The following is a 26332-nucleotide window of genomic DNA, read 5'->3' on the forward strand; positions in this document are numbered from 1 at the left end:
TACTTCTAATTAAAAATGGAATTCTAATAAAAAAAAGTGGCTAAATTATGTCTTCTTTAAGATTTTTTACTATTTAAGACATTTTTTAGCCACTTTTTTTTAATACACTTCTACTTCACTATTACATATCAGTAGTAGTTATTACAATTATATAAAAGGAAAGTATATGAGAAAGAGTATGATACCATTGTCACTTTGTGTGATAATGGCTTTAGGTACGACAACTTTGGCACAAGAAACAACAGTTTTAGATACAATATCTGTATCTGAGAAAAATGGTGGTAGCTACTATGGTGTTACAGAAAATACAAATTCATACACAACAAAAAGTATGAAAACAGCTACAAAACTAGATTTATCTCCAAGAGAAACTCCACAGACTTCATTAGTTTTTACAAGACAAAAATTAGATGATCAAAATATTGTTTCTTTTCAAGATTTATTAGCAAAAACTCCTGGAGTTACTTTAAATAAATGGGATGAAAGGGTATATCCAACAGCAAGAGGATTTAGTGTTGATTACTATTTATTTGATGGTATACCAACATATTCAATGAATGGAAATGCAGCAGATCCAGACTTAATCATATATGATAGAGTTGAAGTTATTAAAGGTGCAAATGGTTTGATGACAGGTGCTGGAAATCCATCAATGGGAATGAACTTTATAAGAAAACATGCAAATAGTAAAGAATTTACAGGAAATGTAAATTTAAATGCTGGTTCTTGGGATAATTATGGTGCTTCAGCAGATATTTCAACGCCTTTGAATAGTGATGGAAGTGTAAGAGCAAGAATAGTAGCAAAACATCAAGATAAAAAATCATATATGGATAATTATAAAAAACAAACAGATGTTATTTATGGTGTAGTTGATATGGATTTAACAGATACTACATATCTATCTTTAGGTGCTAGTTATGAAAAAAATCAAAGAGATGGAGTAAGATGGGGTGGATTACCCGCATTTTATAGTGATGGAACAAAAACAGATTATACAAGAAATAAAACAGTTTCAGGAGATTGGACATACTGGGATAATGAAATAACTAGTTATTTTGCTGATTTTAAACAATATATTTATAATGATATTTCAATTAATTTATCTGTATTAAACAGAACTTTTGATGCAGATACAAAAATTGCATATTTTGGAGGAACAGTTAATAAGAATACAGGACTTGGAACGGGAGATCCCTCAAGATATACAGATACAAAAACAGAAAAAGAGAATAATATAGATTTATATGCTTCTATACCTTTTGAAATAGCTAATCTAGACCAAGAAATAGTTTTAGGAACAATGTACAATAAAAATAAAGTAACAAAATCTAATTGGGCAAATGCAAATCTTACAAATGTTACAATAGATGTTATTAATGTACCAAATCCTCATAATAATTGGACTTCATCAGGTAAAAATACACTTAATTCAACTACACAAAAAGCTGTATATTTGGCAGGAAAATTCTCTTTAATGCAAGATTTAAAACTTGTTACTGGAGTTAGAGTTTCATCTTGGGAATATAAGGCTGAAAATGGAAAAGGAAATAGAGAGTTTGATAATGAAATAACACCTTATGCAGGGTTGATTTATGATATAAATGATAATCACTCAATTTATGCAAGTTATACGAGTATTTTTAAACCTCAAAGCAATAAAGATGTAAATAACCAATATTTAGATCCTATAGAAGGTAAAAGTTATGAAGCTGGTATCAAAGGTGAATATTTTGATGGAAATTTAAATACATCTGTATCAATTTTTAGAATAGAACAAGATGGTGTTGGAGAGAAAATTGAACCAGAAATTAAAATTCCTGGAACAACTGAATCTGCTTATAGATCTGCTAAAGGTGTTGTAAGTAAAGGATTTGAGTTTAATGCAACAGGGAAAATTACAGATAATCTAAATTTAGATTTTGGTTTAGCAAACTTTGAAGCTAAAAATGCAAAAGGTGCTAAATTTAATACAGATTCTTCAAGAACAACTGCAAATTTATGGGCAAAATATGCTCTAAATGATTTTAGATTTGGTGCTGGTTTAAACTATAAAAGTAAAGCTTATACAGGAAGTGGTGCAACTAAAATTACTCAAGATGCTTTTGTAACTACTGATTTAATGGCTGGATATAAAGCAACTAAAAATTTAGATCTTCAAGTAAATGTGAATAATTTATTTGATAAAAAATATTATGATGGTATTGGAGCAAACTCTATGGTTTATGGAGATCCATTAAACTTCACTGTTGGAATGAAATACTCATTCTAAAAAATATCTATTTATGCTCTTTAGTTAAATATCTAAAGGGCATAAAAAAGGAATAAAATAAAAATGAATAAAGAACAATCATGTAAACATGAAGATGAAAAAGTCTTCAAACAAAGACTCCAAAGAGTACATGTTACAGTAGGAGTAAGCTTCTCATTACTTATGTATATAGCAGTTTTCTTTGGAATTTTTGCAATACTACTTCCATATATAGAAAATTGGGAGAAACCTTCACGACATTTTAAAATGGCAGATATTACAAATATTAATTATGGAACAATGATAGACCCAGTTTTAGCAGACCCTGATTATCCAAAAGTAAATCCTATCAAAATATCTTTTCCAGGATATATGTCAGATTCAGCATTAAGAATAAGCACAGATTTTGTAGATACAAAAGTTTTTAATCCAAATACATATTTGGAAGTTAAGGATGAAGATGATTTATCTGAACTTGCATGGTTTTTGAACTCTATGCACTATGGAAGACCTTTTAAAGATTTAGGATATATTATTTTCGGTTTGATGGCTGTTGGAGTTATGTTTTTGGTTATGGGAGGAGTTTATTTAATATTAAAAATAAAATATAAAAATAGTGATAAATCCCCTACAAGTAAATTTTCAAAATGGCATAGAAAGATTTTTATTTGGACTTTTGCTCCTTTTATTATCATAACTTTAACAGGTGCTTTGATGAATATTGGTTATAGTGGTTCAGCCCCTATGACATATATTGCTACAAAAGGAGATACACATAAAATTTGGAATATTACTGGACCTATTTTGTATCCACAAGAACCTAGGCTTGATTTAAAAAATGATAATGTGCAAATGCTTCCAATAAATGAGTTACTTAAAATTGCAAAAGATATAGCACCTCAAATAGATTTTCAAAGAGTAAGTATCATAAACTGGAATGATAGTAGTGCAATAGCAAAATTTGAAGGATACAATCCATATATGCCATTTTTAAATGGTATTTCAAATAAACCTTTTGTAACACTAAGTGGAGTGGATGGAAAATTAATTCATCAACAAAAAGTTATGGATAAACACTGGAGTGGTTTATTTTACGATAGTATTTTCTTTTTACACTTTTTATTTGGAGTAGATACTTTTACTAGGTTTTTTATACTTTCACTTATGCTTTTATCTACCCTAGCCATAGGCTTTGGGAATCTACTTTATTTAGAGAAGAAAGCCAGAAAGTTTGGAGATAATATTCCAGTATATCAAGGATTTGGAAAACTCTCACTAGCAGTTATGATAGGAGTTATTCCAGCAACAGCCTTGTTGTTTGTTTTACAATGGTTACTTCCTTTTGATATGGAAAATAGAGTTTTAATTCAAAAATGTTTTTTTGCTGTTGCTTGGATAGGAACTTTGACTTATTCGTTTTATAAATTAAACTCTTATCAAACAGCTAAAGAGTTTTTATATCTTGGTGGAGTATTGTTTGTTTTAAGTCCAATAATACATTTTATATTTAGTGGTTTTTCTCCTATTAGACTTTGGAATGAAGAAATATATACAGTTTTAGCTGTTGATATAGGATTGTTTGTTTTTGGATTGATTTTGCTTTATGTTGCTTATAAACTTCCAACTGATAGACAAAAGATACAAGAGTTTTGGACAAGAAGAGGTGTTAAATGATAAATTATTTAAATAGTTTAAAAGTAGTAGAAAGTAGTGGTAAAAAAATAGGATTGTTTAGAACAATTTGTTCTATTGTTGGTGGATTAATAGTTGCATATTTAGGAATGACTTTGCTAATATTTATTATTCCAGGAACTGCTGGAGAATCTATTATAGTACCGTTGTTGTTTAATACTTTTGCTTGGGCTAGTGTTGCTCTTTGGATAAGCTTATCTAAATCAAAATATATTGCACTTTTAAGATGTGTTGTTCCAACTTTAATATTTGGAATAGCTTTGATAATACTTTATAATGTTTAAGGATAAATAAAATGATAAAAAAATTAATATTAATGTTAAGTTTGAGCTTTGGTTTGTATTCTCATGAATTAATGCTGTTTGTAGAAGATAATAAAGATAATACTATAACAGTTGCAGGAGAGTTTGATACAGGAGATGATGCAGCAGGAGCATTAGTAAAAATAGAGTCTTTGGTTAGTGGAAATGTATTGTTTCAACAAAGACTTCCAAAAGAGAGTGAGATAACTATTGATATTCCAAAAGAGCCATATCAAGTAGTTCTTGATGGAGGGAGTGGACATACTTTGGTAAAAGAAGGTATTGCACCAATAGAAGGATATAGTGAAGAGTTAAAAGCACAAAGTAAACAAGTAACAGTACCACAGAATGTATCACATGAATGGAGTAGTGTAACTATAGTATTTTTTAGTATATGTATAATATTATTTTTAATGACAATTTATTTTAGTAATAAAAATACAAATAGAATATTAAATCAATTAAAAGAGAGTTAAAATTCTCTTTTAAAAATAGACTTAGGTGTGGGTTTCAAGGTTTTTTTGTATTTTCAGATTTTTTAACATCAATTTAGATTAGGAGCTAAAGTTAAAAAATTGTCCTTTCTTTTACCTTGGAACTCATACCTAAGTTTATATATTGTAATAAGTTAATTTAATAGTCATTTTTGCTAAAAAAGATAAAATGTAATAAAACTTATTAAAAAAAGAGTTAAAAGATAAATTATGTAAATAAATTTAAACAATAGAAATAGATAAATAGAAAAAAATAGAGGTATTTAGTAAAAAATAAATAGTATATAAATAAAATTTGAAGAAGGTATTGAAATATGTTTAATTGTGTTGAGAAGGAAGAAATAGAATAAAAAAAAGCCTTCCCTAAAATACTAGAAGAAGTAACTTAGGAAAGGCATTTGTAAAAAGAATACTCAAAGAGTTAGCGGTGACCTACGTTTCCACAAGGGGACCCTGCAGTATTATCGGCGATGAAGTGCTTGACTACCAGGTTCGGAATGGGGACTGGGTATTTCCACTTCTCTGTAACCACTAACAAAGTTGAGTAGTAAAAGCAAATAAAAAGTGAATTATTCATTTTCCATTTTTAACTTTTCATTTAAAAGCTTTGCTCTTAATACTCAACTCAAATATAGAGTTTAGATAAAGATAATGTTAAAGTCTTTTTGTATTTCATATAAAAACTAATGTAAACACAATTATTAAGTATTGTATACTTAATAAGATAGTAAACCAAAGAAATAAAAATAAGCCAAACGTTCTATTAGTACTGGTCAGCTAAACGCCTTACAACGCTTACACATCCAGCCTATCAACCAGCTAGTCTTGCTGGGAACTTCAGGGAAAGTTCATCTTAGAGTTGGCTTCGAGCTTAGATGCTTTCAGCTCTTATCACATCCGTACGTAGCTACCCAACGATGCTCTTGGCAGAACAATTGGTACACTAGTGGTACGTTCATCCCGGTCCTCTCGTACTAGGGACAAATCTCTTCAACTTTCCTACGCCCACGGAAGATAGGGACCGAACTGTCTCACGACGTTCTGAACCCAGCTCGCGTACCGCTTTAAATGGCGAACAGCCATACCCTTGGGACCGACTACAGCCCCAGGATGCGATGAGCCGACATCGAGGTGCCAAACCTCCCCGTCGATGTGAGCTCTTGGGGGAGATCAGCCTGTTATCCCCGGCGTACCTTTTATCCTTTGAGCGATGGCCCTTCCACGCAGAACCACCGGATCACTATGACCGACTTTCGTCTCTGTTCGACTTGTAGGTCTCACAGTCAAGCTAGTTTATGCCATTATACTCAACAAGCGATTTCCATCCGCTTTGAACTAACCTTTGTAAGCCTCCGTTACTATTTAGGAGGCGACCGCCCCAGTCAAACTACCCACCAGACATTGTCCTGATACAAGATAATTGTACGCAGTTAGTAACTCAAATATTCAAGGGTGGTATCTCAAGGATGGCTCCGACTCTACTGGCGTCTAGTCATCATAGCCTCCCACCTATCCTGCACATGAATATCCAAGCTACAGTGTCAAGCTGTAGTAAAGGTGCACGGGGTCTTTCCGTCTTTCCGCGGGTAGGAGGAATTTTCACCTCCACTACAATTTCACTGGATCCCTCTTTGAGACAGCTCCCATCTCGTTACGCCATTCATGCAGGTCGGTATTTAACCGACAAGGAATTTCGCTACCTTAGGACCGTTATAGTTACGGCCGCCGTTTACTCGGGCTTCAATCAAATGCTTCGCTTGCGCTGACATCATCAGTTAACCTTCGAGCACCGGGCAGGCGTCACACCTTATACATCCACTTACGTGTTAGCAAAGTGCTGTGTTTTTGGTAAACAGTCGGGAGGGACTCTTTGTTGCAACCTCTTTGGCTTTTTGAAGCAAGTTCATATACCAAAGTAGGCACACCTTATACCGAAGATACGGTGCTATTTTGCAGAGTTCCTTAAAGAGGGTTCTTCCACGCGCCTTAGAATACTCATCCCACCCACCTGTGTCGGTTTACGGTACGGGCAACATATAATATACTTAGTGGCTTTTCTTGGCACGACAGTATCATCGATTCTCCATCTCCTCCGAAGAGTGTCAAGAGCCTGTAAGATCTCGGTCTAATGTTAAGCGGATTTGCCTACTTAACAACCTACGTCCTTCGAGCCACTATTCCATCAGTGACCTCGATTAACTCTATGCGTCCCCACATCGCGCTTATATGTTGGTATTGAAATATTAATCAATTTGCCATCGTCTACCCCTTTCGGACTCGACTTAGGTCCCGACTAACCCTACGATGACGAGCATCGCGTAGGAAACCTTGGGTTTTCGGCGTTAAGGATTCTCACCTTAATTATCGCTACTCATGCCTGCATGCTCACTTCTATCCGCTCCAACGCTCCTTACCGGTACATCTTCTACGCTGAATAGAACGCTCTCCTACCACTCAATTAAAAATTGAATCTAAAGCTTCGGTGTACATCTTAGCCCCGTTATATTTTCCGCGCAGAATCACTAGACCAGTGAGCTGTTACGCTTTCTTTAAAGGATGGCTGCTTCTAAGCCAACCTCCTGGTTGTCACAGTAACTCCACATCGTTTTCCACTTAGATGTAACTTAGGGACCTTAGCTGTTAGTCTGGGTTGTTCCCCTCTCGACGATTGATTTTATCACCCACCGCCTGACTCCTGTGATTCCACATATAGTATTCATAGTTTGATAGGGTTTGGTACCGCGGTAAGCAGCCCTAGCCCATTCAGTGCTCTACCCCTATATGCTACAACACAAGGCTATACCTAAATATATTTCGGAGAGAACCAGCTATCACGAAGTTTGATTGGCCTTTCACCCCTATCCACAAGTCATCCCAAGACTTTTCAACGTCAGCGGGTTCGGTCCTCCACTGGCTCTTACACCAGCTTCAACCTGCTCATGGATAGATCACTTCGTTTCGGGTCTGCAGCTAGTGACTATGGCGCCCTATTAAGACTCGCTTTCGCTACGGCTTCGTACTTGACTTAACCTTGCCACTAACCACAACTCGCAGGCTCATTATGCAAAAGGCAGTCCATCACCCTGATAAATCATAGGGCTCTGAATGATTGTAAGCTAATGGTTTCAGGTTCTATTTCACTCTGCTCGCTGCAGTACTTTTCACCTTTCCCTCACGGTACTTGTTCACTATCGATCTGTAAGTAGTATTTAGGATTGGAGGGTGGTCCCCCCAGCTTCAGTCAAAATATCACGTGTTCCGACCTACTCAGGATACTATTAAAATTATTGATGATTTAAATTACAGGAGTTTCACCTTCTATGCTACACTTTTCCAAGTATTTCATCTATCATCTTTAATTCATATTATAGTCCTACAACCCCCAATACAAGTATTGGGTTTGTCCTTGTCCGCGTTCGCTCGCCGCTACTTACGGAATCTCTTTTGATTTCTCTTCCTCTAGCTACTGAGATGTTTCACTTCACTAGGTTCGCTCCCCGTAGGGTAATATAACTCTCATTATACTGGGTTGCCCCATTCAGAAATCCACGGATCAACGCTCTTTGGCAACTCCCCGTGGCTTATCGCAGCCTAATACGTCTTTCATCGCCTCTTACAGTCTAGGCATCCACCATTAGCCCTTAATAGCTTATTAATAAATAACTCTTTCAAGTTATTTGCCTTTAAAGTATTAAAAATTAATTTAATACTTTTAGTTTGATAATATTCTTTGGCTACTATCTTATTAAATATATTTATATTTAATAATTTAGTTGTGTTCTATCTATAGTTTTATAATAAATTTAATTTATCACAAATTATTGATATGAAATTTTTTTATTTAAAATTATTTAACTCTACTACAATAAAAAACTCTCATCTTTTATCTTCATATTATTATTTAATCTTACGAAAAAATTTTAAAGACTTTAACATTATATTTTTAAATATCATACTACTTAAAATAACTAAAGTTATCTTAGTAATGTTTTCTAGTTTTAAAAACCAGATATAAACTTTTAATCTATAAAAGCTTATATCTAATTTTTAAATATTAGTTTATATATATGGTGGAGAATAGCGGGATCGAACCGCTGACCTCCTGCGTGCAAAGCAGGCGCTCTCCCAGCTGAGCTAATTCCCCAACAAAACTCTTAATTCTAATATCTCTATTAAAAGTAAAGATTATTTAATGGTGGGCCTATCAGGACTTGAACCTGAGACCTCACGATTATCAGTCGAGCGCTCTAGCCAGCTGAGCTATAGGCCCATTCACCTATATATATTTATTCAAATAATCTTTATAAACCGAACATATATTGTTAATTGTTTTTTTCTTATTCTATGTATTAAGAATCAAATCTTAATACACTTCTCTGAAAGGAGGTGATCCAACCGCAGGTTCTCCTACGGTTACCTTGTTACGACTTCACCCCAGTCGCTGAATCCACTGTGGAAGGTAGCTACTTTAGCATCCCCGCTTCGAATGAGTTCAACTCCCATGGTGTGACGGGCGGTGAGTACAAGACCCGGGAACGTATTCACCGTAGCATAGCTGATCTACGATTACTAGCGATTCCAACTTCATGTAGTCGAGTTGCAGACTACAATCCGAACTGGGAAGTATTTTATAAGATTTGCTCCACATCACTGTATCGCTGCTCTTTGTATACTCCATTGTAGCACGTGTGTAGCCCTGGACGTAAGGGCCATGATGACTTGACGTCATCCTCACCTTCCTCCTACTTGCGTAGGCAGTCTCGTTAGAGTTCTCAGCCGAACTGTTAGCAACTAACGACGAGGGTTGCGCTCGTTGCGGGACTTAACCCAACATCTCACGACACGAGCTGACGACAGCCGTGCAGCACCTGTATGCAAGTTTCTGCAAGCAGACACTAATCTATCTCTAAATCATTCTTACTATGTCAAGTCCAGGTAAGGTTCTTCGTGTATCGTCGAATTAAACCACATGCTCCACCGCTTGTGCGGGTCCCCGTCTATTCCTTTGAGTTTTAATCTTGCGACCGTACTCCCCAGGCGGTACACTTAATGTGTTAACTGCATTACTGCAAGATCTAGTCTCACAACAACTAGTGTACATCGTTTAGGGCGTGGACTACCAGGGTATCTAATCCTGTTTGCTCCCCACGCTTTCGCATCTCAGCGTCAATAATGTTCCAGTAGATCGCCTTCGCAATCGGTATTCCTTCTGATCTCTACGGATTTTACCCCTACACCAGAAATTCCATCTACCTCTCCCACATTCTAGATTAACAGTTTTCAAAGCAGTTCTATAGTTAAGCTATAGGATTTCACTTCAAACTTATCAATCCGCCTACATGCTCTTTACGCCCAGTGATTCCGAGTAACGCTTGCACCCCCCGTATTACCGCGGCTGCTGGCACGGAGTTAGCCGGTGCTTATTCATATAATACCGTCATCATCTTCTTATATAAAAGGAGTTTACGCACCGAAATGTGTCATCCTCCACGCGGCGTTGCTGCATCAGACTTTCGTCCATTGTGCAATATTCCCCACTGCTGCCTCCCGTAGGAGTCTGGACCGTGTCTCAGTTCCAGTGTGACTGATCATCCTCTCAAACCAGTTATGCGTCATTGTCTTGGTAGGCCATTACCCCACCAACTAACTGATACAATACAGGCCAATCTCTTACCAATAAATCTTTCCCTTACAAACTTTTGTTTATAAGGAATATAAGGTATTAGCAAACGTTTCCATTTGTTATCCCTTAGTAAGAGGCATATTACCTATACATTACTCACCCGTGCGCCACTTAGCTGACAGTTATAACAAGTTATAACCCGTTCTCGTTCGACTTGCATGTGTTAAGCACGCCGCCAGCGTTCACTCTGAGCCAGGATCAAACTCTCCATAAATTTACAATGAAAAATAAAAAACTACAAATTAAAAATTACATTTTAATTTACATTCTAAATTCTATCACTCTTTATAGTGTTTGAAACTGACATATTCCATAATTACTCTCTTTTAAACTATATATCTATCTCTAAACATATAACTCTCTATTAAGTTAGTTACAAAATTATCACTCAAGTTATAGACAAGTATTTCAAATAATATCTATTCCTATCTCTAGGTTAAATATTACTACTTGTACAAATTTTCTTTTAACATATATATTCGGTTTACAAAGATTACCCTCTCTAAACCTATCAAACTTTAAAGATCTCAACCTTCCCAGCTGTCTGGTCAAATTGGACGGGAATTATAATAGCTTTTTTCTTATTTGTCAAGAGGTTTCTATTAATTCTGGCTTAAATTTTGGAATTTGTTTATTTCTTTTTTAAAAGTTCGATAAAACCACTATTTGGATGAATAGCAATTTCTCTAAAATCATTTGAATTTGATATAAACTTTATAATACAAGGTTTTTTTATCTCAAAATCATATGCTTCTGATATTCTTGAGTACACTTTTCCATCTTCACCAAAGGATATTTGTCCTAAAGAATCAGTAGAGTTGCAACTAATATCTACTTTTTTTATATCATAGTTTTTTAAAAGCACAAATGGACTATTTTCAATATTATTGTTACAAGCATTTGTATTATAAATATATTTATTTGAAAGTGGGTCTTTTAGACTCTCCTTTTGACCAGCATGTCCTTTATCATTTTTTTCTGAATAAATACGAAAATAAATTCCTCCACCTTTATTTTCAGAACATCGCATAAACTTCATAGTCCATCTACCTTTATACCAAAGATTATCTCCTTTGCTATCTTTTTCTTCTGAATAAACATCATCGCTCAAAGCTTTAAATCTTGTAAAATGTAAATATATTAAAATTCTATTCGTAACTTCATCTAATTTGTTTATATATTTCTTCGGAGTAAAAATTGAGTAAATTATCCCTAATATAACTATTACTATAATAAATTCTATTAGGAAAAATGATTTTTTCATATTAATTTTTTTATATACACTCTAAAAAGTTCTTTATCGTAGTAGTTAATTGATATTTTTTCATCATAACCATAAAATTCAAATTCTGATAAAAAGTAATCTTCTGTTTCTTTAATTCCATAAAATTTTAGCCTTAAAGCTAAAGACTTATCATCACAAAAAACACCATTGATATTTCTATTTTTAAGTTCTTTTGAAAGTTCTTTTACAAAATGGTATTGATGTACAAAGTGTTTATCGCTTCTTTCAAGAAGTAAATAAATTGGTTTATTTACAAATGTAAACAAAATATTAATTGATAAAAATAAAATTGTTGTTATAGCTATAATATTATAAGTTGTTCTAAACTCTTTTAATCTAACTCTATATGAATGCAAAAATATTTTTACAATTGCAGGAATAACCACAACAACATAAGGAGCAAAATCTTCTATATATATGCGTTGTCTAAATGATGCTAAAATAGACAAAAGAAGTGCTGTTGAAGCTATATACCAACTCAAATCCATCTCTTTTTTTATTAATACTCTATATAAAGAGTATAAAAAGTATAAAAATAAAAGTGGAGATAATATAGCTGCATATATTCCAAAAGTATCTATTAAAAAACCTTTTGGACGCCCATCAGTAAATATTCCATAAATAAATATAGATAGAACAAATAAAATTGTTGTGAAATATAAAAGTTTTCTATCTTTAGTTTTAAACGAAAATAAAAAAAGAGCCAAAAAAAGTATTGCAAAAGAGTTATCAACAAATAGTAAAAACGGTAACAAATAATATAAGTGTTTACCATATTTTTCATAATAGTAGATATATAAAAGAGTTAAAAATATACAAATTATTGCCGTATTTACTAAAAGTGAGGCACTCAAAACTCCTGGTAAGACCATAAAAAGGCAAATTGATATAAATCTATCCATTTCATATTTGAAATAGTTTTCAGTAATTTTATACATTAGAACTACACTAAAAATATACATACATATAAAAGGTAATCTTAATGCTAAATCACTTTGCCCAAATAAATATACAGAGGCTTGTGTAATAAATGATAAAATGGAACTATTCTCATAAAAATTCAAAGCTTCTTTATATGAAATACTTAGATAAACTTGTGTTTGTATAAAAAGTAAACATACAATAAAAAATAATAATATATAAAAATATAATGTATATTTACTTTTTAAAAGCATTCTAAATCTTTAAAAAATTATCTATTATCTTATGCCCATGTTCACTCATAATTGACTCTGGGTGAAATTGTACACCATAAATTTGTTTATCTTTTATTTCCAAAGACATTATCTCTTCATCATCTAAACTTTTTGAAGTAACAATAATATCTTTTGGTAAATCATTTTTATCTACAATTAAAGAATGGTATCTTGTTTGAGTAAACTCTTTTGGTAATCCTTCAAAGATTTTTGTATCTTTTACAACTTTTATTAAAGAAGTTTTTCCATGCATCATATTTTTTGCTCTTATAACTTTTGCACCAAAAACTTGTGCTATGGCTTGATGTCCTAAACAAATCCCAAAAATTGGTTTTTTATCAGAAAAATATTCTATAACTTCAAGGCAAACACCAGCATCATCTGGAGTTGCTGGACCAGGTGAAATTATAATTTTACTAGGATTTAAAGCTATTATATCTTCTAAACTCATTTCATCATTTCTAATTATATTTAAATCTGCTCCCAATTCTAAACAATATTGAACAATATTATATGTAAAGCTATCATAGTTATCAATCATTAAAATCATTTTATTTTTATCCTTTTAAGCCATATTTTCTATGGATTTATACAAAATTTATTCTAAAATATTAAAAATCATGCTAATCAATTACTACTCATTTTAGTATTTTATACAGTTTATAATAGTACGCTAAAAGTAGCATAAAAGTTATTCATTATATCTAATTGATGTTTAATCTCAAATTTTTATGATATGTGAATTAACAATATTTAACTATATTGTTTTATTATCATCTGCACAGCTTTTTCTACTAAGTTATTTTGTTCATCAGATGTCAATTTAGATGCACCATAGATTTGTGGATAAAAAGCAAATGATTTAATCATTCCTATAAACTGTTTAGATACAAATAAAGAACTTTCAAAATCTAATTTTTTATTTTCTTTAGCTTTCTCAAACCATTTTGAAGTCATATCCATACAGTCATCTCTTTCATAAGCTAATAATTTTAAACCAATCTCATTTTTTTGAATCATTACAACTGTTAAAATCTGAATTAATTTCATATTTTCATTGTTATTTAAAAACTCTAATTCTTTATATGCAATTTCTTTTAATTGAAATTCTATTGTTTTGTTATTATCATATTCATATTGAAAACTTTTTTCAAGTTTTTCAAGTAATATATGTGCTAATGCTAAAAATAGATCTTCTTTATTTTTAAAATGATTATATACAGTAGCTTTAGATACATTAGCTTCCTTAGATATTGTATCCATACTAGAAGCTTCATACCCTTTTGTATAAAATTCTTCAATAGCAGCTTTTATAATAGCATTTCTTTTTTCTTGATTTAATGGTCTATTTCTTTTCATAATAGAATTTTAACAAATAAAAACTTAAGAGATATTCAGACTAAACCGTTTAGTTTAATTAATATTTAAGATTTCTTACACTAAACTTTTGAGTATAGTTTAAACAACAAAGGAATGAAATGAAAAATGTAGCTTTAATTACAGGTGCAAGTTCAGGTATAGGAAAAGAATTAGCTAAAATTCATGCAAGTAAAGGTGGAGATTTAGTTTTAGTAGCAAGAAATGAAGATAGTTTAATAAGCTTAAAAAATGAATTAGAATTTAAATTTTCAGTAAAAGTTGTAAATATCATAATTGATTTATCAGTTATAGGATCAGCTAAAGAGGTATATGAAAATGTAAAGGCTTTAAATATTGATATAGAATATTTATTTAACAATGCAGGATTTGGATTATTAGGTAAATTTGATGAGCTTTCTTGGGAAAGACAATCTCAAATGATTAATCTCAATATAATAGCAGTAACAGAACTAACATATTTATTTTTATCTGATATGAAAAAAAGAAATAGTGGCAAGATTTTAAATATATCTTCAATTGCTTCATTACTACCTGGACCACTTCAAGCAGTATATTATGCAACAAAAGCTTATGTAACTTCATGGGGAAATGCATTAAGTGAAGAATTATATGATACAAATATTACAGTTACAAATTTGCTTCCAGGTGCAACTGAAACCAATTTTGGTGCAACTTCAGGAGTTGATAAAACAAAACTTTTGGATAAGGCTGTTTCTGCACTAAGTGTTGCTCAAGATGGTTATAATGCCATGATAAAAGGTGAGTTAGATAAAATCTCTGGTGTTGGTTGTTTTCAAAATATAATGATAAAAATAATACCATTTGTACCAAAACCAATATTTTTAAAATATGTTAGACAAATACAAGAGGTATAGTGGTTTATGAAATAAATAGAAAATACAATAACCTAAAATTTATTAAAATTAAAAATGCTGGAAGAAATTATAGGAGTTTGTAATATATAATTACAACATCCTAATAACCATTCTTACTATAACTTTTTTTAAAGTTTAAATATTATATCATTCAAGTTCAAATTAAAAAATGGAGTATATAATGATTAAAAAATTAGCATTAAGTTCACTTTTACTTTCAAGTTTTCTATTTGCAAACAATGAAGTAAATGTTTATTCTCAAAGACATTACGATTCAGATAAAATTTTATTCAAACAATTTGAAGAAAAAACAGGTATTAAGGTAAATTTGGTAACAGCAAAAGCTGAAGAGTTAGTTTCAAGATTAGCTATTGAAGGAGCAAATTCTCCTGCTGATATACTTATCACTGCTGATATTGGAAATTTATATGATGCAAAACAAAGAGATTTACTTCAGAAAGTAGAATCAAAAACTTTAGAAGAAAATATTCCAAGTCATTTAAGAGATGAAGATGGAAAATGGTTCTCTCTTACAAAAAGAGCAAGACTTTTTGTTTATAACCCAAAAACTGTAAATCCTAAAGATTTAGGGGACTATTTTTCTATTACAAAACCACAATTTAAAGGTAAAGTTATAACTAGAACTTCAACTCACGCTTATAATAAATCTCTATTAGCTTCAATTATTGCTCATCATGGAGAAGATAAAGCATTAGAGTTTGTAAAAGGTTTAGTTGAAAACTTTGCAAGAAACCCAAAAGGTGCTGACAAAGATCAAATAAGAGCAGTAGCCTCTGGAGAAGCTGATATTGCTATTGTAAACTCTTATTATGTTGGAGTTATGGCAAATAGTGGTGATAAAGTTGATGAAGAAATAGCAAAATCTATTGGAGTATTTTTTCCTGCACAAGAAACAACTGGAGCACATATAAATATTTCAGGTGCTAGTGTTACAAAATTTGCTCCAAATAAAGATAATGCTGTAAAATTAATCGAATTTTTAACAAGTGTTGATGCACAAGGTGCTTTAGCACAAGGAAATTATGAATATCCTGTAAATCCAAAAGTAAAACCAGCTGGTATAGTTGCTTCTTGGGGTGAATTTAAAGAAGATACTATCCCTTTAAATGAAGTTGGAAAATATACAAAAAAAGCAGTTGAAATAGCAACAAAAGGGAAATGGAAATAAAAAATTTAAAATTCTATATAGCTCCAGTTTTGGGGCTATGTATAGCCTTACCAATATTAATTTTAATAGCATATTTTATATTTAGTGGTTCATTTAATAAAGAGTTTTTACAAAGTGATTTCTTAATAGAATATACATTAAACACTACTCATTTGATTTTAGGAACGGCTATTTTTGTAATCATCATAGGCACTATAACATCATATTTAAGTGCAAGATTTACATATTTTGGAAGTAAATTTTTTGCTATTTGTTTTGTTTTACCTTTAGCTTATCCAGCTTATATTTTTGGATATACTTATGTTGGATTTTTTGAATTTCGTGGTCTTTTATCACAAATACTAAATAATACATCGATTAAACTTGATATTTTAAATATGAGTGGAGCAATTTTTATATTTACAATAGCAATGTTTCCTTATGTTTATATTCTAGCAAGAGTATCTTTTGCATCTCTTTCATCAACAGTAACAGAATTAATATCTTTACAAAAAATAAATCCTATAAAAGCCTTTTTCAAAGTATATTTACCATTGTCTTATCCAGCCATTTTTGCAGGAACAATACTTGCCATTATGGAAACATTAAGTGATTATGGAACAGTTTTATATTTTGGAATAGAAACTTTTAGTGTTGGTATTTTTAAAAGTTGGTTTGGTTATGGAGATTTAGCTGGAGCTATAAATGTAGCTATTGTTCTACTTGTTTTTGTTTTTTCTATTTTATTGGTTGAACATAATATTAGAAAAAAATTAAGATTTACAAGTTCAACTCATAGTTCAAAAAAAGCTAATAAAATAAAATTGACTGGGAAATACAATCTTTTAGCATTTTTAGTATCTTTTATTATCAGTTCTTTTACACTATTTATTCCAACTGCTATTTTAATTTATTGGACTTACTTGGATATTCACACTTTAGATTTTGAGGCATTTGATTTATTATTTAATACTTTAAATTTAAATATTATATCAAGTTTATTTATAGTACTTTTAGCATTCTGTATAGTTTATTTTATAAGAAAATTTCCTTCAAAAATATCAAATATTACTCACAAATTATCAATATTAGGATATTCAATCCCTGGAGCAGTTGTTGCTGTTGGGTTGATTATTATTGCAAATTTTATAGATAATAGTCTAGGAATATATTTCTTTAGTAGCTCATTTATAATTTTAATTTTTGCTTACACTACTAGATATTTTGCATCAAGTATTGGTTCAGTTGAGAATGGCTTTAGTAAAATAGATGCTAGTATAGATGATGCAAGTAAAATATTTTGTAAAAATGAAGTTCAATCTATTTTTAAAATTTATCTACCACTTTTAAAACCTTATTTAATAAGTGGTTTTTTAATACTTTATATAGATATAGCTAAAGAACTTCCTGCAACACTGATTTTACGACCATTTAACTTTGATACTTTAGCTATAAGAATATATGAATTAGCAACAAATGAAATGCTTTATAAAACTGGGTTCCCTTCATTAATCCTTGTTTTAACGACTGCTGTTGCAGTTTTATTATTAAATTCAAAATTTGTAAGAAGAAGAAAATGAAAAAAATTGTAGATATAAGAAATTTAAAAAAATCATTTTGTAAAGGTAATGTTTGTGTAGCAAATAATATAAATTTATCTTTTAATGAAGGTGAAATTTTTACTATTTTAGGTACAAGCGGTAGTGGGAAAACTACCTTTTTAAGAATGTTAGCTGGACTTGAAAAGCCTGATGAAGGTGAAATTTTTATTGATGAACAATTGGTTTTTTCAAATAATATAAATTTAGAACCAAGAGATAGAGAAGTTGCAATAGTTTTTCAAAATTATGCCCTACTTCCACATCTTGATGTATCTTCGAATATACTTTTTGGAAGCAATGCTTCAAAAAAGGAATTAGAAGATATTTTAGAAAAAACAAAACTAAAAGGTCATGAAACTAAATATCCACATGAATTAAGTGGAGGACAACAACAGCGTGTTGCACTAGCACGTGCTATTATAAATAAACCAAAAATATTACTTTTAGATGAACCTTTAAGTAACATAGATACAGAATTAAGAAATATTCTAAGAACTGAATTAAAAGAGATGATAAAATCTTTCAATATAACAGCACTTTTTATAACTCATGATAAGGAAGATGCATTTTTTTTATCAGATAGAATTGCTATTATGTTTGGTGGTGATGTTCTTCAAGTTGGTACTTCAAAAGAACTTTATCATAATCCATCTAATTTATATTGTGCAAATTTTTTAGGAAAATTTACAAAAATAGGAGATAATTCTTATATTCGACCTGAAAATATAAAAATTTGTGAAAATGGAAATATAAAAGCTATCGTAAAAGAAAATATTTTTTATGGAAATTTTAATGAAATCATAGCAGAGGTTGATGGGCAAGATTTATTGATAACTAGTTTTGATAAAAGCCCTAATATTGGAGAAATTATAAATTTAAGTTTTGAAGATAAAGTTTTAAATTTTTGATTTATAACAAAGGATATTTTTATGAGTAATATTCCAAAGGTTGAATTTTGTACTTTTGTTGAATTAGAAAAAGAGATATTAAATCCATTTGAAAGATTAATCCATATAAGATCTATAAATAAAGATTTAGGAGATGGAAAATACTTTTGGTATGATATGGGCAATGGTATAGCTGCTTTAATTAGAAATTTTACCCCTAACCAAGATATTACATTAATCGAACAAAGTGGCGGAGTTGCGGGAGCAACTTTTATTTTCAATCTAGGAGAACCTCTTAATTATACATTTCAAGACAAAGAATTTAAATTAAGAACTAATGATTTCTTTTTAGAACTTATTTCTGATAAATATTATGCTCAAAATCATTTAAAAAAAGGTAAAAATTATACAACTTTTATGATAGCAATTAAAGAAGAACTTTTTTTAAAACTCGGTTCTCCTATTGAAAATATTAAAAGTTATATGAATGAAGCTTATATAAAAATGAGAACTCATATATACAATGGAAATATTGATTTAGAACAATTTGAAATTTTGAATACACTTAATAGTAGTTGTTTTGATGAAGATCTATTAAAAAACCTATATTTGGAATCAAAAAGTATGAATTTACTTCATTATACTATAGAAAGAATAGCAAAGGTTTTAAATAATGATTTTATAAATTATGACAAGAATAGGCTTTCAAGTTTAGAAAGAGCTAAAGAGATAATTATGAAAGAGTACAGTTCAAATCTTTCTATAAAAGATATTGCTTACAAATCTGCAACAAATGAGTGTTATCTTAAAAAAGATTTTAAACAATATTTTAAGATGACTATATTAGACATGCTTCAAAAAAGAAGGCTTGAAGTAGCAAAAGAACTGTTAAAAGATGATTTTAATATAAATGAAGTTGCTTTAAAAGTTGGATATAAACACTCTGGATACTTTAGTAAACTATTTACTGACTATTTCAAAATAACTCCAAGTGAATATAAAAAACAATTTACTGCTTATTAAAATATTATAAATTTCCCTTTTTTAGTTTAATTTTTCCTTTTTATGATTCTTAAATATTGATAACAACTATTTATTTTTATAATATTCCGATCTAAAAAATTAAATAAAAGGAAAAGAGAATGAAAATAAAAATGGCACTATCTGTTGCTACAATTTTAACTATTAGTAGTGAAAGTCTCCTAAATGCAAATGAAACTACAAGACTAGATGAAATTACAGTAAATAGTTCTTCAAGCTATAATTATCAAAGTAAAATAGAGTTAAATAGAACTCAAATGTCAAAAGAAGATACAGCAAAATCTATTCAAACTTTTAATAAAAATTTTATCAAAGATTCATCTTCTCAAAATATTGAAAATATTATAACCATGTCATCAAATACAGTTTACACAGGCGATAATCATGGAAGAACAAATGATATATCAATGAGAGGGTTTTCAGGAGTTCCTATTTTATTTGACGGAATAAGATTTACAAATAAACTAGCACATCCAGAAGTTTTTAATCTTGAAGCAGTTGAAGTTTTAAAAGGTCCTGACAGTTTACAATATGGACAATCAAGTCCAGGTGGATTAGTAAATTTAGTTACAAAAAAACCTACAAAAAACTCTGTGGCTTCAATAGAATTTGAAGCCACAGACAATCCATCTTATAGTCCAAAACTTGATATTGGAGGAAGTTTAAATGAAGATAAATCTTTATATTTTAGATTAACATCTGTTTTAAAATATGATGAAGGTTGGACAAATAGCAATACAGATACAAATAAGATATTTATAGCTCCTAGCTTAGCTTATAATATCAATGATAATAATACTATTACTTTTGTAACTGAATATACAGATGAAAAAACTCCATCAAATTTTGGAACTTATGTAAATAGTAATGGGAAATTAGTAGCTCCTATAAAAAATATGAGTTCACATCCTGATGAAGAGTTTGAAAAAACACAAAAAATTGCTGGTTTTGATTTAGATAGTATTTTTGATACTTGGAGTTCTAATTTTAGATATAGATATATTGATTATGTTGGAGAAAATGAAAATGTTGCATTCCCATTTATGTATCAAGAAGCAACAGGTAATTTATTAAGATTCTTTGCTATACAAAACCAAAAATATCAAGAACATGCTTCTCAATATACTTTAAATAAAGAATTTGATTTATTTGGTATAAAGAATAGATTTACTATTGGAGCTGATTATAACAAAGCTTATTCAGAACAAATTATGTTTGCAGATATGAATACATTTTATCCTATAAATTTTTCAAATCCAAATTATGAACATCTTACAAATTTAAAAGACCATCCAAATGCAGCAAATATGTCAGTACCAAAAAATAATGTAGAAAGTTATGGAATATTTTTACAAAATAATATAAATATAACTGACTCTATAATTTTTAGTGCTGGAATTAGATATGATGAAGTAAAACCTCAAAATAGTCAAAAAAGTGATGCTACAACTCCATCTTTTGGTTTAGTTTATCAGGTAACTCCACAAACAACTATTTTTACAAATTATTCTCAATCATTTACACCGACTACAAGTATTGATAAAAATGGAAATGTCTTAGACCCAGAGAAAGGGAAAGGATATGAGTTTGGAGTTAAGCAAAAACTATTTGATGATAAATTTGATTTATCTGCTTCTATTTTTAAAATAGAAAAAGAAAATGTTGCTACTCGTGATATAGTTATAGGGAGTCCTATTTTTTACTATAAAGCAAGTGGAAAACAAGAAAGTAAAGGTTTTGAACTTGATTTAAGTGGAGATATCACAGAAAATTTATCTCTTATTGCTTCTTATGGATATGTTGATACAAAAAATAAAGATGTTAACAATAATGATTTAATAAATATTCCAAACCATACTGCAAATCTGTTTACAACTTATAAATTAGCTTCAATTAATCTTCCCGATTTTTATATAGGTGGTGGAGTTAAATATTTGGGTAGTAAATATGCAAATGAAACAAATAGTATAGAACTTGATTCAGTAATCACTTACAATGCAACTATTGGGTATAAAAAAGGTAATTGGAGAGCAAACTTAAGTGTACAAAACTTAACTGATAAAGAATATGTTGATGGCTCACTTATTAGTGATGCAAGGGGGACAAGAGTATATGTAGGAACTCCTAGAACTTTCTTAGCATCTGTTTCTTATAAATTCTAAAAGAATAAAATATGTTAAAAAAAGCTTATTTATATTTAGCTACACCTGAAATTTCAGGAAAGAAAATAGGACTATTTAGAACATTGATCGCCATTTTTGGCGGTCTATTTGTCGCTTATTTAGGTATGACTCTACTTGCTTTTATAATACCTATGGAAGTTAAACAATCAGGAATAATATCAATTATGTTCAATACTTTTGCTTGGGCATGTACTTTTACTTGGATAGCACTATCTTATACAAAGCTTGAAGCACTATTAAAAGCTGTAATTCCTACTGTGATTTTTGCCATATCACTTTATATTTTATATTAGGAAAAGATTATGGAAAAATCAAAACTATTTAAACAAAGACTTTTTGCTCTTCATATAGCTGCTGGTATTACTTTTTCTATTATTATGTATCTTGCAATATTTTTTGGAGTATTTGCTATATTTTTACCACATATTCAAAATTGGGAAAAACCTTCAAGATATATCGAAAAATCTGATATTACAAAAATTGACTATAACTCTATGGTAGAGATTGCTTTAAAAAATCCAGATTTTCCAAGAGATAATATTCTTATAAATCTACCTGGAAGACTTGGAGATACAGCAGTTAGCGTTACAAACCGTTTCGTTAAACCAGTAGTTTTTAATCCTACAACAAAAGAGATTCTCGAAGATGAGAATAAAGAAGTTACAAATCTAGCTGAATTTTTAAATCAACTTCATTATGGGTACCCATTACAATTAATAGGTAGATTAGCTTTTGGATTTACAGCTGTTGGAACTTTGGCTTTGGTAATAACTGGATTAATTTTAATTTACTATTTTAAATTTAGTTATAGAGCAAAAAATCAACAAGGATTATTTTCAACTATTCATGTCAAAATATTTACTTGGGCATTTTTACCATTTTTACTTATAACAATAAGTGGTGCTGTTATGAATTTAGGATTAATATCTGCTCCACCTATGGCAAAAATACTCACAAAAGGTGAAGCAAAAGCAATAGATGAACTTGTAGGTTCTACACTTTTCCCACAAAACAAACCTGTAAAAAAAGAGAATATTGAAGCGAAAATGCTTCCTTTAAATGAGTTGATGAAAAAAGCTAGTGAAATAAATCCACAACTTACATTTAAACAAATAAAACTTTTAAACTGGAACGATACAACTGCAAGAGCTGAATTTATAGGTTACAATCCTTATAAACCATTTTTAAATGGTGGAATGTTTAATATTCCTTATGTAGCACTCAATGCTCATACAGGGGAATTACTAGAAAATAAAAGAGTATTGGACAATACTATTCCAGTATTTGTAGCTGAAGGATTATTTTTCTTACACTTTTTATTTGGTATTGATATTTTTTCAAGAACTATTATAGCTATTTTGATGGCACTTTGTGGAGTTGCTATTGGATTTGGTGTGATGTTATGGCTTGAGAAAAAAGCAAAAAAAGTTGAAGGAAAAATCACTTTTTATCACTGGATGGGAAAACTATCAACAGCAACAATGGTAGGAGTTATTCCTGCTGTTGCAGTTTTATTTTTACTGCAATGGACATTACCATTTGATTTAGAGGATAGAGTTTTATGGCAACAAGGACTTTTTTATAATGTTTGGTTATTTACACTTTTTTGGTCATTTTATAGAATTAACTCTTACCAAGCTAGTAAAGAGTTTTTAGTAAGTGGAGGAATATTATTTATATTAGCTGTATTAATGCACTTGATAAGTTTTGATTTAGAACTTATAAAAAATAGTTATTATGCAGTTGATATTACTTTAGTTTTATTTGGAATTTTTTTAATATATTTAGGTAAAAAACTTCCAGAAAAAAGAGAAGATTTTATACTAGCTAAGATTTTAAACAAAGGAAAAACAGATGAATAAAATATTTAAAATAGCAATACTTTTACTATCTCCTTTATATATTTTTGCTCACTCTTTAGTTTTATATGTAGATGACAATAAAGATGGAACAATCACTATTGCAGGAGAGTTTAATACGGGAGAAAGTGCATCAGGGGCATTGGTAAAGCTTGAAGCTTTACACTCTGGCGAAATACTTTTTCAACAAAGATTAACTGATGATGATTTGATAGTCGATATTCCAAAAATTCCATATAAAGTAGTTTTAGATGGTGGAGGAGCTGATCATCAAGAAGAAAAAATTGGAATTGCTCCACCAAATGGATTTGAAAAAGTAGAACAAGTAGCTAAACCTGAAGCTAAAAAAGAACAAAAACCTAGTAGAAGCTTGATGCAAATTTCATCAAGTCCTGCTGTAACAATAAGTATATTTTTAGCCTTTTTACTACTTTTTGCAACAATGCTTGTAAGTATAATAAATACAAATAAAATATTAAAAAAATTAGAAGATAATAAGTAGAGAGTTAAAACTCTCTATTTATTGAATTATGGGTTTCAAGGTAGATTTTACTTAAGTATTAAAATTTCGACTAAAATTTCTTGATAGCAGTAGATAGTATTCCTTTTACTATCTTGGAACTCATAGTTGAATAAATCAACTATTCATCATCACTACTAGCACCACCAACTGGCTCTAAAGCAGCTAGATAATCCTTAAATCTTGTTTGTCCTAAGTTATCAGTTTTATAGTCATTTAAAAGACTTTCAATATAATCAACAACTCCAGTAGCTGGAACTTTTACACCTATTTTTCTAGCAATTCGGCTTTTACTTGTACCTTCTAAATTTCCACCTATTAGTACATCATATCCTTCTACTCTTTCTCCATCAAATCTCATCATTCCACCAACAAATCCAATATCAGCAATTTGTGGATGAGAACAAGTATTTCCACATCCAGAAATAGCAATTGTTAGGTCTTCTTTAAAATCTGGAAATCTATTCTCAAGTTCAACTACAACTTTTTTTGCATACTCTTTTGTTTCAGTAATTCCAAATTTACAGAACTCTTTTCCAGTACATGATTGTAATCTTGCTCTAAATGGATTTGGTTTATATGGATATCCTAAAGCTTCAAATTCATCTGCTAAACTTTGAGCAAATTCATCTTTTATATCATAAACTATAAAGTTTTGAGTTCCAGTTAGAGCAACTCCTCCAGCACTATATTTACTACAAATTTCATAGAATTTTACAAAATCTTCCCCAGCAACTCTTCCAGAATTTGTTGCAAATCCAACATAAGAAAGACCTCCTTGTTGTTGTTTGTTTATTCCAAAGTGATTTCTATTTTCATACGAAGCAATAATTGGCTCAACTTCACCAATTTGAAGTTTATATCCAATAGCTTTTTCTATCTCTTCAACAAATTTTTCAATTCCCCAATCATTTAAAAGATGTCTTACTCTTGCTTTATTTCTATTACTTCTATTTCCATTATCTCTAAAAATCTCTGCACAAGCAACCGCTACATCTAAAACTTGTTCTGGTTTTACATATCTGTTTGCCCTAGTTGCAATTTGTTTAGATTTTGATAATCCTCCACCAATAGTTAAATCAAATAAAACCTCATCATTTTTAGTTTTAAAAGCAGTAAATGCAACATCTTGAACTTCATGTGCTGCACAATGACATTTACAGCCACTAATTCCAATTTTATATTTTCTAGGAAAATTACAAAATCTATCATCGTTTTTATCAAAATATGTATCAACTTCTTTTAAAAGTTTAGCAACATCATAAATCTCACCATCATCTATTCCACTAACAGGACATGTCATGATAGGTCTTGGTCCATCTCCAGATGCCATTCTTGAAGTCAAATTTACACTACTTAATAAATCAAAAATCGCTGGAATATCTTTAATTTCTATATAGTGAAATTGAACATTCTGTCTAGTTGTAAAATCTACTAGACCTTGCGCATATTTCATTCCAATTTCACTCATAACTTTTAGTTGTTCTAAATTCATCCTTGCATCAACAAGCTTAATTCTTTTCATAAAATATTTTTTATCTTCAAGACCATCTTTGTTTATGTGTGGATACATACCATACCATTTTAAAAGTCCGATATATTCATCACTTAAAGGAATTCCCTCTAATGCCTCTTTATATAAATCTTCAACTACTCTTAGTGGATTTCTTGAAGCTTTAAGTTGTTCAAGTGCTGATAATTCTGCCATAATTAATCCCTTATAATTTTTTAATTTGTAATTTTACAATAAATTTGCAAAATTATATCTCTATATTTTTAAATACAGATTAAAATAAAGTTGATTAAAATAATATACTTTAATATTTTAAAATTAAGTTTCATTTTAGAATAAAAAAAAACTTTATGGTTTATAATTCCACGCATAGAATAATTTTTATTCTATCTAAAATTATAG

At 30.2% G+C, this 26332-nt stretch carries 18 protein-coding genes, 2 tRNA genes and 3 rRNA genes; 13 read left to right on the top strand and 10 right to left on the bottom strand.

Annotation, left to right across the window (positions count from 1 at the left end; all coding sequences use genetic code 11):
- The first annotated feature begins 166 nt into the window (after positions 1 to 166).
- From ACNSOS_RS05020 to ACNSOS_RS05035, 4 genes are all read left to right on the top strand, one after another.
- Complete coding sequence (locus ACNSOS_RS05020) at positions 167 to 2272, top strand: TonB-dependent siderophore receptor (protein ID WP_418186171.1); 2106 nt, start codon at positions 167 to 169, stop codon at positions 2270 to 2272.
- A gap of 63 nt (positions 2273 to 2335) precedes the next feature.
- Positions 2336 to 3925, top strand: coding sequence for a PepSY-associated TM helix domain-containing protein (locus tag ACNSOS_RS05025; RefSeq protein ID WP_418186172.1), 1590 nt, complete (start codon positions 2336 to 2338; stop codon positions 3923 to 3925).
- The gene (locus ACNSOS_RS05030) at positions 3922 to 4227 is read left to right on the top strand and encodes a hypothetical protein (protein ID WP_418185669.1); all 306 of its coding nucleotides are present in this window, start codon (positions 3922 to 3924) and stop codon (positions 4225 to 4227) included. Before ACNSOS_RS05025 ends, ACNSOS_RS05030 begins: the two co-directional genes overlap by 4 nt.
- 11 nt (positions 4228 to 4238) lie before the next feature.
- Positions 4239 to 4721 carry a hypothetical protein gene (locus ACNSOS_RS05035; RefSeq protein WP_418185668.1) on the top strand — a complete coding sequence of 161 codons (483 nt, stop codon included), beginning with the start codon at positions 4239 to 4241 and terminating at the stop codon, positions 4719 to 4721.
- A gap of 437 nt (positions 4722 to 5158) precedes the next feature.
- Here ACNSOS_RS05035 and rrf read toward each other — a convergent pair.
- The 9 genes from rrf to ACNSOS_RS05080 all read right to left on the bottom strand — a co-directional run bounded on the left by rrf (position 5159) and on the right by ACNSOS_RS05080 (position 14262).
- A 5S ribosomal RNA gene (gene rrf, locus ACNSOS_RS05040) occupies positions 5159 to 5275 on the bottom strand.
- Between the two features lie 206 nt (positions 5276 to 5481).
- Positions 5482 to 8394 (bottom strand): 23S ribosomal RNA (locus ACNSOS_RS05045).
- A 413-nt stretch (positions 8395 to 8807) separates the two neighbouring features.
- Positions 8808 to 8883, bottom strand: a tRNA-Ala gene (locus ACNSOS_RS05050).
- A 49-nt stretch (positions 8884 to 8932) separates the two neighbouring features.
- Positions 8933 to 9009: transfer RNA gene (locus ACNSOS_RS05055), tRNA-Ile, on the bottom strand.
- A gap of 109 nt (positions 9010 to 9118) precedes the next feature.
- Positions 9119 to 10636: ribosomal RNA gene (locus ACNSOS_RS05060) — 16S ribosomal RNA — on the bottom strand.
- Together the 16S, 23S and 5S rRNA genes with 2 tRNA genes alongside form the textbook arrangement of a ribosomal RNA operon.
- 417 nt (positions 10637 to 11053) lie before the next feature.
- Entirely contained in the window at positions 11054 to 11686 is a 633-nt protein-coding gene (locus ACNSOS_RS05065; protein WP_418186173.1) for a type II secretion system protein, read from the bottom strand.
- Positions 11683 to 12882 (bottom strand): hypothetical protein, encoded by a 1200-nt coding sequence (locus tag ACNSOS_RS05070; RefSeq protein WP_418186174.1) that lies wholly within the window; start codon positions 12880 to 12882, stop codon positions 11683 to 11685. Before ACNSOS_RS05070 ends, ACNSOS_RS05065 begins: the two co-directional genes overlap by 4 nt.
- 1 nt (position 12883) lies before the next feature.
- The gene (locus tag ACNSOS_RS05075) at positions 12884 to 13453 is read right to left on the bottom strand and encodes an anthranilate synthase component II (RefSeq protein ID WP_418186175.1); all 570 of its coding nucleotides are present in this window, start codon (positions 13451 to 13453) and stop codon (positions 12884 to 12886) included.
- A 203-nt stretch (positions 13454 to 13656) separates the two neighbouring features.
- On the bottom strand, positions 13657 to 14262 hold the full coding sequence (locus ACNSOS_RS05080) for a TetR/AcrR family transcriptional regulator (RefSeq protein ID WP_418186176.1): 606 nt from the start codon (positions 14260 to 14262) through the stop codon (positions 13657 to 13659).
- A gap of 119 nt (positions 14263 to 14381) precedes the next feature.
- Here ACNSOS_RS05080 and ACNSOS_RS05085 point away from each other — a divergent pair, with 119 nt between their 5' ends.
- The 9 genes from ACNSOS_RS05085 (at position 14382) to ACNSOS_RS05125 (ending at position 24399) form a co-directional block, all read left to right on the top strand.
- A complete protein-coding gene (locus tag ACNSOS_RS05085; RefSeq protein ID WP_418186177.1) occupies positions 14382 to 15158 on the top strand; it encodes an SDR family NAD(P)-dependent oxidoreductase in 777 nt (258 codons plus the stop codon).
- Positions 15159 to 15339: 181 nt separating this feature from the next.
- Positions 15340 to 16347, top strand: coding sequence for a Fe(3+) ABC transporter substrate-binding protein (locus ACNSOS_RS05090; protein WP_418186178.1), 1008 nt, complete (start codon positions 15340 to 15342; stop codon positions 16345 to 16347).
- The gene (locus ACNSOS_RS05095) at positions 16338 to 17906 is read left to right on the top strand and encodes an ABC transporter permease (RefSeq protein ID WP_418186179.1); all 1569 of its coding nucleotides are present in this window, start codon (positions 16338 to 16340) and stop codon (positions 17904 to 17906) included. The genes ACNSOS_RS05090 and ACNSOS_RS05095 overlap by 10 nt, the downstream gene beginning before the upstream one ends.
- The gene (locus tag ACNSOS_RS05100; protein WP_418186180.1) at positions 17903 to 18835 is read left to right on the top strand and encodes an ABC transporter ATP-binding protein; all 933 of its coding nucleotides are present in this window, start codon (positions 17903 to 17905) and stop codon (positions 18833 to 18835) included. The genes ACNSOS_RS05095 and ACNSOS_RS05100 overlap by 4 nt, the downstream gene beginning before the upstream one ends.
- A gap of 21 nt (positions 18836 to 18856) precedes the next feature.
- Positions 18857 to 19837, top strand: a complete 981-nt coding sequence (locus tag ACNSOS_RS05105; protein ID WP_418186181.1) for a helix-turn-helix domain-containing protein — start codon at positions 18857 to 18859, stop codon at positions 19835 to 19837.
- 119 nt (positions 19838 to 19956) lie between these two features.
- Positions 19957 to 22017, top strand: coding sequence for a TonB-dependent siderophore receptor (locus tag ACNSOS_RS05110; RefSeq protein ID WP_418186182.1), 2061 nt, complete (start codon positions 19957 to 19959; stop codon positions 22015 to 22017).
- Between the two features lie 11 nt (positions 22018 to 22028).
- Positions 22029 to 22331 carry a hypothetical protein gene (locus ACNSOS_RS05115; RefSeq protein ID WP_418186183.1) on the top strand — a complete coding sequence of 101 codons (303 nt, stop codon included), beginning with the start codon at positions 22029 to 22031 and terminating at the stop codon, positions 22329 to 22331.
- Between the two features lie 9 nt (positions 22332 to 22340).
- On the top strand, positions 22341 to 23900 hold the full coding sequence (locus tag ACNSOS_RS05120; protein ID WP_418186184.1) for a PepSY-associated TM helix domain-containing protein: 1560 nt from the start codon (positions 22341 to 22343) through the stop codon (positions 23898 to 23900).
- Positions 23893 to 24399, top strand: a complete 507-nt coding sequence (locus ACNSOS_RS05125) for a hypothetical protein (protein ID WP_113894526.1) — start codon at positions 23893 to 23895, stop codon at positions 24397 to 24399. Before ACNSOS_RS05120 ends, ACNSOS_RS05125 begins: the two co-directional genes overlap by 8 nt.
- A gap of 139 nt (positions 24400 to 24538) precedes the next feature.
- Here the strand turns inward: ACNSOS_RS05125 and ACNSOS_RS05130 are convergent, their stop codons facing one another.
- Positions 24539 to 26125 (bottom strand): nitrite/sulfite reductase, encoded by a 1587-nt coding sequence (locus tag ACNSOS_RS05130; protein ID WP_418186185.1) that lies wholly within the window; start codon positions 26123 to 26125, stop codon positions 24539 to 24541.
- Between the last annotated feature and the right edge of the window lie 207 nt (positions 26126 to 26332).

Source organism: Aliarcobacter vitoriensis, assembly GCF_048320235.1.
In the GTDB taxonomy this organism is placed as follows: Bacteria; Campylobacterota; Campylobacteria; order Campylobacterales; family Arcobacteraceae; genus Aliarcobacter; species Aliarcobacter vitoriensis.